Genomic DNA, 13,622 nt, shown 5'->3' with positions numbered 1-13,622 from the left:
ACACGACGTGAGGTTCTCCTCGGCGGCGCGTCGCTCTCAATCGCGATGCTCACCTCGCCACCTTCGCTTGCCGCCATCACGACCACGATCCAGCGTTTGGTCTCGTCTTGCGGTATAGAAGTCTGGTTCGTCCGAGATTCCACCGTCCCGTTGATCGCGATGGAATTCGCTTTCGGGGGCGGCGCGACTCAAGATCCCACCGACAAACCCGGGGTTGGCCACATGGTTGCTGGCCTGCTCAACGAAGGTTCCGGCGATCTCAACTTCAAGGCCTTTCATGAGCGACTCGACCGCCGCGCCATCGAGCTAAGCTTTGGATCGACCCAAGATCACTTCTGCGGTGGCTTGCGCACCCTCGAGGACAACGGGGACGAGGCCTTCGACCTTCTAAGGATGGCGCTAACCTCGCCCCGCTTCGACCCCGCCGATGTCGAACGAATCCGCGCCGGCGTACTTGCGCGCCTTCGGCATTACTCGACCGATCCATCATCACTCGCCGGTCGCAAGCTCCTAGAGGTCGCCTTCAACGATCATCCTTATGCCCGCCCAACCGCAGGCTCGGTCGAAAGCGTGCCGAAGATCGAAGTCGCGGATCTCAAGAGCCATGTCCGACGCGTGATCGCAAGAGACACGCTCAAGATCGCGGTGGTCGGCAACGTCGATCCAGAGGTACTCTGCAAGCTTCTCGACAAGACCTTTGGCGGCTTGCCGGCCAAGGCGGACTCGACGCCGGTACCCGACGTGGTCGTGGCAAAGCCGCCGCAGCGCGCATTCATTCCGTTCGATGTGCCGCAGACAGTCATGGCTTTCGGCGGTCCGGCGTTCGCCGCGGCGAGCCCGATTTCATGGCCGCCTATGTCGTCAACCACATCCTCGGCGGTGCAGGTCTGAGGTCGCGGCTGTTCCGCGAAGTCCGCGAGAAGCGCGAGCTAGCCTATTTCGTACGTGAGCACCTGGTCTGGAGGACTCATTCGGCCATGTTCGTCGGCAAATGCGCGACCCGAGCCGATCGCGCCGGCGAGACGGTCGAACAGATCGAGAAGCAAGCCCGCCACATCGCCGAGGTAGGGCCGACCCAGCAGGAACTCGATGACGCAAAGTGTTACCTGAAGGGCTCGCAAATGCTGGCGCTCAACTCATCATCAAAACTTGCGCGCACGCTGCTGCAGCATCAGCTTGACAAGCTACCGATCAACTATTTCGAAAAGCACAACGCCGTCGTCGACGCAGCGACTGTGGGGCCAGGGCCTGCTCACCATTATCGTCGGCCGCGCCCGCCTTGGCGAAGCCCAGTCGTCCCCTGTCCCATCGGTCGCGACGCCGCCGCCACACACCGAGCAGCTAAGCGCCACGCCATCACCCACCTTACCGAAAAAACCCAATTAGCTTGTAGGTAACCCGGCTCGTAGCCACGAGGCTCACTCTCCATTTATTCTCCTTCCGGTCGAGAACTGGCACTTGGCAACCGCGGGGGATCGGGCTCAACTCTCGGACTCACGGCTGAGCAGCACAAATGAGCGCTCACCGATTGCCTTGTTACCAATCTTTCACTTCTCGCTCAAGCAGCGATCCCCGGCACCCGGAAGTCCTCACAGCGCTAGAAATCGCATCTTTTGGAGGCTCCGGGACGAAGACGCAGGAGCTATGAAGTCGACGCTTCCTGTTTCCCCTCCTTACTCGATCTGCCGCGATAAGTATCCGCCTTTAGGCGTCTTACAGTTGTGCTCAGCTGGTGTTACCGTCGAGGAATAGCGTTATGTACCGTGGCGCCAGCGGATCGACACCTGCCCTACAGCGCAACCTCTAGAGGGTAAACTAAAGGGTCGGTGGCCCCATGGAGGACGTGGAGGCGAGTGTGAAGAAGCTTCATGCCGAAGCCGGATATGCGGTAGCAAAAAGTGCGACTGACGAGAAGAAGCGCGATCTGTACGAGCATCTCGGCGCCCGTTTTGCAGCTTGCCGACCAAATCGAAGAGGCCATGGCCAAACGGTCAGAGTGATCGGTCGATAAACGGTGCTGTCGGTATTAATAAGGGCCGATCCGGTCAGCGCAATTTCGACATCAGATGCACAGATCAGCCGGTGCAGGTCGTAGAGTGTACGCCGTGAAAGCCTCCTCACGTCGGGCGTGCGCGAGGCGGGCGCCCCTTAAGCCACTCAAGCAGCTTCACACTCTTGCGCCAGCGCTCCACGGCGACCGGATCACGATGGACAATCGTCAGATAGGCGCGCGCGGTCTGATCAGGAGCATATCGCCTTTGCTCCCAGATCTCGCAGTCTGGCCAATCTTACAGAGCAGCGCGGGGCAAATTCCTCCTGCGTTAGTCCGACCTTCTTCCGAATTGCCTTCACATCCATCGTTGTGCGGCATGCTCTAGGGCCAACGCAACCCAAGTTCGCGACGCTCTTCACACATACGACGCGTCAGGTCGCCGAGATCAAGCGCGGTGTAGCGAATCCGAGCGCTGAAAGACTGCCAAAAATCGCACGCGCATTCGGCTCCAGCTCGAATTCGTGCCAATTACGCCAACCACGTCCGCATTGCCAAGCTGAGCGCGCGGCCCGGAGCCTCGGCTCTGTTGACCTATTTGACGTCGGGAAGCGATGTCCGACCGACGTTCTCCAGGTGCTTTGGAGGCGAGCCTGATGGCAGTCTTCCATTGGCGATCCTCACTTTACGCGCAGGCGTCACGTGGGCCGCTGTGACCCCAACAAGCATCTCGGACGCGGCCGCACGCAGCGGTCGGCCGCCGCCTTCTTCACGGGAGCAACTTCGGCTCGCTGGGTGCTAAAGTGGCTACGCTTCCACTCCAGCGCTCAAACCTGCCGCGTGTCTTTCAATAGACCGATGGCTCGATACTTTCATTGTCATCCTCGAACTGACTAGCCACGTCACCTGCCGAAGACGACAGTAATGATTGTCAAGTTAAATGTTTGATGATCGACCAGGTCATCACAGCCTGCGACCCGACGGGCCGAACGCGTCTACGCAGCCGCGCCGCACTGCCTCGATCCTGCTTCCACCAAGTCTACAATCTGATGTTACGTGAGCTTCAAGTCATGTCATGCTGGTCAAAGAGCTGGAACTGTGCAGTTGATGGTGATCGCGATGGCCATCACCTGCGCAGAGGCGACTCTTCGACTAATTGCTCTTTCAGCTCCTCACAAACCTCACGTGAAGCACGATCACGGGTGATTAGCTGCTGTTCTCGACTGCATCGCCGCTGCAATCAAAAACGCTCTGATGGCTTGACGTTGGTAAACTTCATCAGTTGCGCCGCTCTCGGATCGAAGAATCTATTGCCCCTTCTTTCTGCCATGTTCACACCCAAAACAGAGACTCGCCGTTTGCGCACTTCGCGCGGCGATAGCGAGTGTCTCAGGAGAATTCCATGGTGAAGCCAGTTGTGATTGTGGTGGGCGCAGACAAAGGAGGAGTTGGCAAGACGACCGTGTCACGGACGCTCCTTGACTACTTCAATGTCAATAACGTGCAAACACGCGCATTCGACACGGAATCGCCGCGGGGAACGCTGAAGCGCTTCTATCCCGCAATCACCGAGATCGTCGATATGACGACGACTGCGGACCAGATGAAGATCTTCGATACCCTAAATTCAGGACTGTCCGTCACTGTCATCGACGCTCGGGCCGGCTTGCTATCCACAGCGTTGGCCTCCTTGCGCGACATCGGCTTTTTGGATTCGGCCCGGTCCGGCCAGATCACCTTCGCCGTATTCCATATCCTGGGATCATCCATCGCTTCGCTGGACGAGATCGCCGAGACCGCAACTTTCATGGGCGGCGCAAAGTACTATCTGGTCAAGAACTTCATCAACGACACTCAGTTCTTCCAGTGGGACCAATCGACCTATAGTTCCTATTTTCATCGTATCAAGCATGCGACCGAATTGACCATACCGAAGCTCAACGAGATGGCCTATGAGCAGGTCGAAGTCGCTTCTGTCCCTTTCGTAGACTTCGTCGCCAATAAGGGGCGGAACGATGAGCCGGCGAACAACTCCTTCGTGCTGCGCGGCTATGTACGGCACTGGTTGGCAAATGTCTGGAGCGAATTTGATCGCATCAACCTGACGGAATTGGCCGGCGCCAAGTCAGCAGTCCGGAGTGCCGAGAAGTAATCGCATTATCGACGAGCGACGGGTTGAGCCCAAGCACGAAGCGAGATTGATCTGCTGGCTATGTTAGCGACACCCATCTACATCATCTGCTCTCCTAGCCCGCAGGTCGGCAAAACCCTCGTCGCTCGCCTTGTGAGCGAGTACTTGCTGCTGAAAAATGGCACGGCGCTCTCCTTCGATGTCAATCTGAAGGAGCCGTCATTGCTCGATTACCTTCCTAACATCACGGAGACCGCAGATGTGATCGATACTTATGGCAAGATGCAGCTGATGGACCCGCTGATCATTCACGATCGGGTAGCCAAGGTGATCGACCTCGGCTTCCACGCCTTCGACGAGTTTTTCAAGATGTGCGAGGAGATCGGCTTTATGAAAGAGACTGCGCGCTGCCATGTCGTGCCTATCATCCTCTTCGTTGCGGGCGCTGACCGCATCTCCTTTCGTGGCTATGAAATGCTGCGGCGGCAGATTCCTCCGGCGTCGCTGGTCACCGTCCACAATGAATTCGTGCTGTGCGGAGGATTACCTGAAGCGATGGACACAGAGCGGGTGCTTCGAATTCCCGCGCTGCCCCTGTTTCTAAAGAGATATATAGACCGACTTAGCTTTTCTTTTACCGGATATCTGCGCAACGAAAAGGACTGGTCCTCCGAGCTGCATCAGTGGATCCGACGAAATTACACCATGTTTCGCGATTTGGAATCGAGCGTGATGCTGCGGGGGCCTTATCGATCTCGGGCGACGAATATCGAGAGCCTGCGGCGCGCCAGGGTAACTTGAAGTTCCCGCTCGCCATCTATGTCGATAGGGTGCGTGATCGAATGCAATTGCGATAAGGATTCCATCTCGATTATGCGGTCGTCCGTGAAGATCCGGTGCAGCGCCCGGCTCAAGCGATGTTGTGACCCGGGACGGTTTCGACGAGGGCGCGGATGACGCGCAAAAGCTCTGCCAGCCATCGGAGGAGCAGTCCGAAGTTGTCGCCGGCGGCGGCAAGGACGACGTTGATGCGGTCGTCGAGGGCGACCTTTGAGATGGTTGCGCTCCGTGCGATGTTCGCCCTTGACGTAGCTGATAACGGGCTCGATAGCCGCGCGACGCTTCATCTCGCAACGAATGGAAGCGGTGACGCGGCGGACCTGGCCCGAGATCCAGACCCTGAGCCGATGCGGGTGCTTGTGACCATGATGCCACTTTGTCGCGTGGATGCGGCGAGTCTCCACGCCGGTGAGCTTCTCCATGTCGGCAATGACAAGGCCGAGCGTGCGCCCGTCGAAGAGATTGCCATGCAATGCCTTGGCAAGGAGGAGGAACTGTCTGCCCTTCGGAGACGTCAAACGGTGGCGATACTAACCCTGCAGCCGACTCGTAAGGAGCGCGGGCTTTGCCCTTGCCGTTGCGCTCTACCTCCGGCGCATGTAACGCATAGATCTTTGGACCGCGCTGATGCTGATCCTGGCTGCGCACCCCGCTGCACTAAGCCGAAGCAGTGGGCCCAAGCGAGCTTACAGCATTGTATCATCACCAATCTTGCAGATGAGCGTGAGTATAGCAGTCGATCATGATGGCTGCGCGCTTAGCGAGGCGTAGATAGCTCTGGCGCAACAGCACACAAATGTGCTTGGCGCCGCCCGCACGCATCGTCGCGCGCTCTTGGCTGCTTGAGAACTCCGGACAACCTGTCTAATCCTGATCGCTCATACGGCACCAATATGCGGAAGACCCTGATTGCCTGGCTCCGCCTACCTAGATTGCCCCGCCGTAGTGACACCCGCCGATAGGAAGAATCGAACTGGCAGGCCCTGGAATTGAATGCGGCTTCACAGTTGGAGGCCGCGCTCAGTAAGCACCTGGCGCATTAGCCCGCCCTTGATCTCGCTGGCGATCTCATTTGAGATGTCGGGTCCGAGCAACCGCTCGGCGTCCTCGTCGCCGATCAGTTGAAGTTCGGCTTGCAGCGATTCGACCTTCTTGCGGGCAATCCCCTCCAGCGCGTCCAGGCGGAACATGACCCGGCCCAGATCGATCAGATCGGCAAGGCGACCGTCATTATCATAGACGCCATTCTTGACGTCCTCGATCATGCGTGCGTTTTGCATCGCGTTCCAGGTCAACGTGACCCGATCTTCGCACGTTTCACTGGCGTCAAGGGCCAGGTCGAAATACTGCTCGCGCAAGTTGCTGTTCTCCGCGGCCTGCCGCAGATCATTAATCACCGTCCTCCGCCGGAACTCCTGATCGCTAGAGCTCACTGTTCTCGACAGCCGGTCGAGGAACCGCGCGTATTCCGGGACTCCCCGTTCTTGTTCGAAGCACTGCCAGGCGGCCATTACCGATGGCTCGGCCTCGAGCCAGTCCGCGACAACCTCTTGCAGAGACCGCGGCTGGACTTCCACAGCTCCTTCGGCGATCGAGAAAAAGACCTGCGGACCCGCATAACCTGCGGCATGTATCGCTGTCGCCAGGCCGGCCTGCACCCAATCGGGGAGCGGGTTATTCTCCAGATCAACACTCGAGTCATGACTTAGCTGTGTCAGGCAGGGTCTCGGGTACGCTGGTTAGCTGGTTGTTGCTGGCGCCGAGCCATAGCAGTTCAGGAGGCACCGTTTCGGGCAGACTGGTCAGCTCGTTATGGCTAGCGCTGACGCTGGAGCCCGGCTGGAAGCTCGGGCAGACTGCTCAGGCGGTTGCCGCTAGCGTCCAGTTCCTCAAGCGTCGCCGGAAGGCGATCAGGCAGACTGGCCAGCTGATTGTTATCGACGTTCAGGCGCCGCAACCCGGGCGGTAACTGTGCCGGCAGGTTGGTCAGCCCGTTGCTGATGACATATAGCCGTCGCAGGCCAGCAGGCAGCTCAGGTAGGTTGGTCAAGCGATTATTGCTGGCATAGAGCCGCCGGAGACCAGCCGGAAGGTCCGCGGGAAGGCTGTTCAGTTGATTGTCATCGACGTTCAGGCGACGCAGCCCGGCCAGGATCGGTCCAGACAAGGAGGTCAGGGACAGCGATGACAGATCCAGGGCCTCATTGAGGTCGCCCGTCTGCCGCCAATCCATCGTTCGACTTACCGCCTGTTGACGATTCTCATGTTGCCCCTGCCCGTCTTCGGCAGCCCAGTCCGCCAAGGTCTCATGCTGCCGGCTGGATGCCTCATTGGCGAATGCCAGCGCATCCGTCAGGGCTTCGCGCCACTGCATCGTGGCCAGAGACCCCGGCTCGGACGTTTCCGAATCGGAAGTTTCGGAAGGAGAGCCTGAGCCAAGTTGTTCTGTATTCATCGACGCCGTTTCTTCCTGTCCAAATGAAGCGAATGCGTGCGGAGCCGCACCTTTAAGCTGTCAGGCCTTACCATGGTTGGCGTGCTCATCGGCTGATGACAAAGCCGGCGATCAAAGCGCGGTCACGACCCGCGATCGGCACAAACGTCCAGCCGGTCTTTTCGGCCGGGCGACTATGTCTTCCTGGATGACGAACTCCCACCTATTCCGACATCGGGCGGCGAGGACCGATCCTCGCCAGATCGACTCACGTTTCCGCAGGCTTCGGCCAACGAAAGCTGACCACTGGCTCTTGCCGGAAGGCCTTTTCGGTTGAACAATTGAACAGCTGCATCTGCAGATGCGATGGAATTCCTTAGACCTCGACCTCAATGTAGTAGATCCGCGCCGCGACCGACAAACTCGAGCACCGAATGCGCCTCGTTGATCTCACGTGAGACGCGCTTCAATATCCGGATTGCCACCTCTTCCGTCGCGATCAGCCCCGCTCTCTCGCAGGCCAAGCCGAAATGATGCATCACCTGTTCATAGGAAGGCGCGACACGATTCTGCAACAAGCTGATCGTCAATGATGAGAGCATCTGCTCGACGATATCCTTCTCAGCCTGGACCAAGAACTACATCCTCCTGATTTTTTTTCGGTTCTGTGAACTGTAGACGCCGCCGACGGCATCACGAGAGCATCTCTGCGTAGATTGTCGTATTGCGACGTCGCCGCATCATGCGCGTTGAACACGGCTAGGAAGAGATTTCTTTGGTCGATTGCCTCTTTTGGTTGGCCCACTTCTCCCCCGTACGAGGCTGGGTCGCTTCACTTTGTATGAGTTGCAGCTCCCCGATGATCTTCGCTATCGCCTCATGGCCCGTAGCGCCTTGCGGCCATCTGCTGAAGTCATCCAACAGACTCTCCGATTCCGGCTTGGTAAAGTCAAAGAACCGAACACCGCGGCCAAGGACCTCATTAACGATCGCAATCGTGGCTTGCCGAGCCGCGCTCTTCTGCGGCCATCTGTTGAAACCGATCACCAGGCCCCTGAGGTCCTGGGTGGTAAAGTCTGAGAGCCCCGTCCTCCGCCCGGCGCGGCGAAGGACTTCGCCCGCGAGTACAACGGTCACTTGACCACAGGGCAGCTCCTCCGGCCAATTGCTGAAGCCGTTCACTAAGTTCGCTAGTCCCTGTTGTGAAAACTCGCAGAGCTGAGTGGCACGGCGCAGAACCTCACGAGCGAGTGCGACTACTGCGCGGCAAAACGCCGGCTCTTCCGGCCACTTGCTAAAACCGTTCACCAGGTTCGCCAGCCCCTGCTGAGTAAGATCGGGGAGTTGGGCTGCACGCCAAAGTACCTCACCAGCGATCGCGACTGTCGCCTTACGACATGTCGCATCGTCAGGCCACTTGCAAAACCCGTTCACCAGGTTCGCCAGTCCCTGTTGACTATAATGAGGAAGCTGGTCAGCACGGCGCAGCAGCTCACTTGCAATCGCGACTGTGGCCTGACGAGAGACTGCCTCATCCGGCCATTTACTGAAGCCATTCACCAAATTTGCTAGATCTTGCTCGCTAAGCTCAGGAAATTGGGTGACCCGTCCAAGGACTTCGCCTGCGATCGCAATCGTGACTTGACCACAGGCCAGCTCTTCCGGCCACTTGCTGAAGCCGTTCACCAGGATGGCTAATCCCTGCTGAGGAAATTCGCAGAGCCTGCCGGAACGACGCAGAATTTCGCGTGCAAGCACGGCTGCCGCCTTGCATGAGGCCGCCTCATCCGGCCATTTGCTGAATCCGTTGACCAGGCTCACCAATCCTTGCTGTGTAAAGTCAGAGAGCTGGTGATGGCGGCCTGAGCGCCGAATGACATCGCCCGCGATTGCAACCGCCGCCTGGCGAAAATCTGCTTCTTCCGGCCATTTACTGAAGCCGTTTATCAGCGCCGCCAGGCTTAGGTTGTTCAACTCTTGAAGCGGCCTGCTTTCGTCGCGACAGAACTTAGCTATTCTGATTGCCCCTTTGCGACATTCCGCTCTGTTGGAGTGCCGACCGAATGATGCTGCAAATATGGAAAGCGCCCTTATTCCGATTTTCCCAATCAGCGCATGTTCAAGCAGCGACAGACGACAAGCTATTCTCTCGCAAGCGTCCCGGCCGGCCTGACCTCCCGCCTTTCGGCTCACCGCATTGCACGTCGTGGCATAGCCCCACGACTTCCCGGCACGGATGCTTTCCTCGAAATTTGGCAGGAACCTAGATTGAAACTCAAGGGCTGCCTGTTGCAAAAAGACTGGATGGTCCGTCTTGCGCAGCTGCTTATCGCGCGCAACCACCACAGTTGAGAATTCAACGATGTCGCGAGCACGATCGATTTCGGTTAGCGCCGCGGTCAGATTGGCTTGAGCAGACATGGGATCTTCCGAGCTTTCGCCGCAGCGCCTTGTGCGGCCACGAGCTCAATGCGACCGGTTTTCGCTTCTGGCTGATAGTAACCGCCTATGCAGTTTAGGCATCTGCTTGCGACAGCGGGGCGGTTCACCGAAGGCGCTCTCACTGCGCAACGAGAAATGCGGTTGCAACCGCTGTCAGCAATTTTACGCACATCATTCCATTACCTCGTGGCATATCGCGACTCCGGTGTTGCAGCGCAACTGATAACGGCGAACACGGCATCATCCCAGCCGATCGATGCACCTACTCGCCCCTGGCCGCGAGTGAGACAATCGGCACAGGAAGCTCGCCTGCCGGATGATATTGACTCACTCGACGGTCACCCCAGCCTGCCTTTGTCTTTACGGCTTTACATCCTACAACCTGACGCAGCGTGGGGTTCAAGCCATTAAATGTTGGCTTGCACTTTGCACGACCCACGATCGCAATGACTATCAGTGGAAGCCTTATTCAGCTCAAACGACTTCAACTGAGATTCTTCATCTGAGATCCCAAGCTCGCTCTTGCATTTCGTCGATCGATTCGCGCGCATGATATCGCGGTAGAACTCGTCTTTTTCTATGGGGGACAATACTTGCGCCACGCCATTTCCATGATGTCGGTGAGCGCGCGTCCCTTCCCATTGAGAAGACGATTACGATCGTCCGCCGACAAGCGCGGGAACGGCAAGCGCAATGAAGCTGCGAGATAGCGTACGCCGCTCGAGGTCAACATCGCTATGCTTGCAGTCGCGAGCTCCCGCTCTGATCCCCTGCGGAGCGCAGGAATTCCGCAACTCGCACGATTGTAACGCAGAAAAACCGCAACGATCCGCGGCAAATTCCGGTCGCGCACTTAGCGCAAAGTGATATCGCTTGATAGGAGCCTTGAATACATCGAATCGTTCGCCACATGCGCCGGGCAATGACGGCAAGTCGCACGTTCAGGCGCAGTCCATCGCATGAACGCGGATGCAGCGACTGCGAAGTGCTGAGGCGTACGCGTTGTAATTCCAATGCCAACTGAACCTGCATTTGTGATGACTTCGATTGATGATAGATTAAGTGAAATCAGATGGGTGCGAAACGAGATCTGGCGCTGTCGTAGGCTGCTTAAAGCGGAGCTGCCTCGCGAGGAGAGTGAGGCCGTTGAGAAGCGTCTGCTCGAACAGCTTTTTGCCTTCGAAAGGCTCATGACGACCGCATTTCCTCTGGTCTTGAGTTCTGGGGTGCACTTAACGAGAACCAGTCCCATCAGTTCTAGCGAATCCATTGAACCGCTCGTTGAGGAGCCCGCAACGGCACCAACCGGTTCCTTCGGAAGCACGATCGGCGCCTAATCCAAGCGGCTTCCCGCGCTCAAGAAGCCCTCCGTTTTCACTCCCGATGCAGGACGATTGGGAGGTTGTTGGCCCCTCGTTTTTTCGATCCGCCCTTTCTCTGCGCCGCGATTGGCATCACCCGGCGACATTCGACACGCAGGAGCTTGAAATTATCCCTCAGGCAAAACATGGCCGCGTCCACATCGCCACGCCCTGTAAAGCGGTCACAGAAGCGCATCACGTCCGGTCTGCAAGACGTCAAGATCTCTTCTGATCTTAGTTCGCGGGCACGAGCGTATCCCGCGCACCACGCAGCTGCGATCGCAATCGAAAAAAGGGCGGTTACATGGCGAGGTACAGGGTAAGTCCAATCCCCTCGTTGTTTCTGTTTCAACAAACCTCTCTTGAGCTGCATACCCTTCACTGTTCCTCCCCGCGAGTATCATCTGTCTGGGAAAAGCAAGTCGCCGCATCAGCGGGAGCGGTCTTCCACTGCGCACTTGGCATCATTGTTGCGGTACTAACGAATCATCGGTGCATCGCACGCACCAAGCTCTCTCGCCAAGCCAACATGGCTGGCAGCATTTGCAGCGCACGCAGCCCACTTTAGGTAATGCGTTAGTTCTTGTGACATTCGCGACGTTAGTTCCCAACATGACATTTCTGCAAAGGCGCCCGATCTTGCTTTGTGCTGCCTACAACCTGACGCTACGGTCGATTCAAGCATTTTAATCGTCGGGCACGTTCCAACACGTTTCAGGATGAGCATATCCATATTCTTATGGAAGACACTAAGGCGAGCCTGCCGACAATTACATACTAGCGCCTGTCGCGCGTAAGCAACGTCATCCGGCGCTGGCCCATAACGGCTGAGCTGGGACAGCAACGCATTGTTGAAGGATTTCGCAGGGGCGCATGATTTAGTCGCGTCGACCGCGCAACGGGTTGCGTCGAGGCAGCTCGCTTTGTTCGGTGTCCGACCTAGGTTGCAAGCCTGCCGCTCAAAGGCGCGGGATCGACAGTATACGACTTGGCCCAAAGGTTTGGATCGCAGGACGGAGAGTGGTGACTATGGACGATCGGCTGATTCCAAAACGTTCGAGCCGACAGATATTTCCGCAATCGTTCAAGACCAAATCAACGGCCCACACCATTAACTCCACTGGCATGACGGTTGCTACGAACAGCGACAGCTGATGAGACCGGGGTGAGCACCCCGAAAGGATGCTATTCGTCTTTGACTGCTGAGACTCATTCCATGACAACTGGCAACCGGGACGCCGTACTCTGTTCGCGACTTCCACAAATGCCGCCAAGAGCGAGGCTTAGATGAGGAAATCAGCCGCACGAGAGCTTTGTATCGTCGGGAGGTTATGCGTTCTAGAGCGGTTTCCAGTTGAGGTGAATTGGAACAGTCAAAGGGGATTCCCACGGGCACGCAAATCAGATTCGGTGTTGCCCGCGACAACATGCGGGGCATGCGATGGCGAAGGGATACTCCAAGGACCTCAGGGTGCGTGCGGTTGAGCTTGTTGAGTCCGGCGAAAGCGCACGTGAGGCTGCGCGCATTCTCAATCTCGGCGCTTCGACTACGATCCGATGGATGGATCGTTGGAGGAAGACCGGAAACGTTGAGGCCAAGCCCGGCACCGGGCACAGCCGCTCGCCGTTGGAGCAGCACAAGCAGTGGCTGATCGAGCTGATCGCCGCGGAGCCGGACCTGACGCTCGAGGAGATCCGCGCGCGTCTGCGCTCTCAGAGAAAGCAAAAGGCCGGCATCGGTTCGATCTGGCGTTTCTTCGACCGTCACAGCATCACCTTCAAAAAAAACACTGCACGCCGCCGAGCAGGATCGACCTGACGTCGCTGCCGAGCGTGCCGCGCTGAAAGCCGAGCAGCCCAAGCTGCGTGCACCGCGCCTCATCTTTATCGACGAGACTGCGGTCACGACGAAGATGGTCCGGCACTATGGGCGCTCTCCTCGCGGTGAGCGCCTCGTCTCTGGCGTGCCCCATGGTCACTGGAAGACGCTGACGCTTGTCGCCGCGCTGCGCATCGATGGCCTCACGGCGCCCTATGTCATCGACGGTGCAATGGATGGGCCCTCGTTCCTGGCTTATGTCGAGCAAGTCCTGGCGCCGACCTTGCGCAAGGGCGACATCGTCTTCATGGACAACTTGCGCACTCACAAGATCGCCGGTGTCCGCGAGGCGATCGAGGCTGTCGGCGCCCGCGTGCGTTATCTGCCGGCCTACTCGCCCGACCTCAATCCGATCGAACAGGCCTTCTCCCGGTTGAAAGCTGCGCTGCGCAAAGGCGCCACCCGCACGGTCCAAGCCCTGCTCAAACTCATCGGCAAACTCGTCAAGTCGTTTGCGCCGCAGATGTGTGCCAACTACTTTAGGCATGCTGGATACACCAGATGATCCACATCATGTGGAAAATGCTCTAGCCGCTGGGATTCTG

General features: G+C 57.8%; 7 protein-coding genes and 2 pseudogenes. 4 read left to right on the top strand and 5 right to left on the bottom strand.

Annotated elements, in window-relative coordinates; all coding sequences use genetic code 11:
- The first annotated feature begins 45 nt into the window (after positions 1–45).
- The 3 genes and pseudogenes from ACVMB1_RS41680 (at position 46) to ACVMB1_RS41670 (ending at position 4,922) form a co-directional block, all read left to right on the top strand.
- Positions 46–1,386, top strand: a pseudogene (locus ACVMB1_RS41680) (M16 family metallopeptidase).
- Between the two features lie 2,006 nt (positions 1,387–3,392).
- Positions 3,393–4,142, top strand: coding sequence for a P-loop NTPase family protein (locus ACVMB1_RS41675; protein WP_057018235.1), 750 nt, complete (start codon positions 3,393–3,395; stop codon positions 4,140–4,142).
- Between the two features lie 60 nt (positions 4,143–4,202).
- Entirely contained in the window at positions 4,203–4,922 is a 720-nt protein-coding gene (locus tag ACVMB1_RS41670) for a hypothetical protein (RefSeq protein WP_069280069.1), read from the top strand.
- Positions 4,923–5,031: 109 nt separating this feature from the next.
- Here ACVMB1_RS41670 and ACVMB1_RS41665 read toward each other — a convergent pair.
- The 5 genes and pseudogenes from ACVMB1_RS41665 to ACVMB1_RS41645 all read right to left on the bottom strand — a co-directional run.
- Positions 5,032–5,768 (bottom strand): annotated as a pseudogene (locus ACVMB1_RS41665) (IS5/IS1182 family transposase); the annotation flags it as partial.
- A gap of 194 nt (positions 5,769–5,962) precedes the next feature.
- On the bottom strand, positions 5,963–6,619 hold the full coding sequence (locus ACVMB1_RS41660; RefSeq protein ID WP_456849802.1) for an NEL-type E3 ubiquitin ligase domain-containing protein: 657 nt from the start codon (positions 6,617–6,619) through the stop codon (positions 5,963–5,965).
- A 158-nt stretch (positions 6,620–6,777) separates the two neighbouring features.
- Complete coding sequence (locus tag ACVMB1_RS41655) at positions 6,778–7,416, bottom strand: hypothetical protein (RefSeq protein WP_245314102.1); 639 nt, start codon at positions 7,414–7,416, stop codon at positions 6,778–6,780.
- A gap of 368 nt (positions 7,417–7,784) precedes the next feature.
- A complete protein-coding gene (locus ACVMB1_RS41650; protein WP_245314104.1) occupies positions 7,785–8,030 on the bottom strand; it encodes a hypothetical protein in 246 nt (81 codons plus the stop codon).
- Between the two features lie 124 nt (positions 8,031–8,154).
- Positions 8,155–9,816: a hypothetical protein gene (locus ACVMB1_RS41645; RefSeq protein WP_069280070.1), complete on the bottom strand. Its 1,662-nt coding sequence runs from the start codon at positions 9,814–9,816 to the stop codon at positions 8,155–8,157.
- A gap of 2,823 nt (positions 9,817–12,639) precedes the next feature.
- Here ACVMB1_RS41645 and ACVMB1_RS41640 point away from each other — a divergent pair.
- Positions 12,640–13,582, top strand: a protein-coding gene (locus ACVMB1_RS41640) for an IS630 family transposase (protein ID WP_141343507.1) whose coding sequence is annotated in 2 segments (ribosomal slippage) — positions 12,640–12,978 and positions 12,980–13,582 — 942 coding nt in all. Because the reading frame shifts where the segments join, the coding sequence is not laid out codon by codon here.
- The last annotated feature ends 40 nt before the right edge of the window (positions 13,583–13,622 follow it).

This window comes from Bradyrhizobium sp. USDA 4504, from assembly GCF_054063995.1.
The sequence above is the reverse complement of the archived record's forward strand: the minus strand, read 5'-3'. Positions and strand labels throughout refer to the sequence as shown.

Bases quoted from the DNA above. Each gene is read 5' to 3' on its own strand.
- ACVMB1_RS41645 (WP_069280070.1), bottom strand. From the start codon at position 9,816: ATGTCTGCTCAAGCCAATCTGACCGCGGCGCTAACCGAAATCGATCGT.
- ACVMB1_RS41670 (WP_069280069.1), top strand. From the start codon at position 4,203: ATGTTAGCGACACCCATCTACATCATCTGCTCTCCTAGCCCGCAGGTC.
- ACVMB1_RS41675 (WP_057018235.1), top strand. From the start codon at position 3,393: ATGGTGAAGCCAGTTGTGATTGTGGTGGGCGCAGACAAAGGAGGAGTT.
- ACVMB1_RS41655 (WP_245314102.1), bottom strand. From the start codon at position 7,416: ATGAATACAGAACAACTTGGCTCAGGCTCTCCTTCCGAAACTTCCGAT.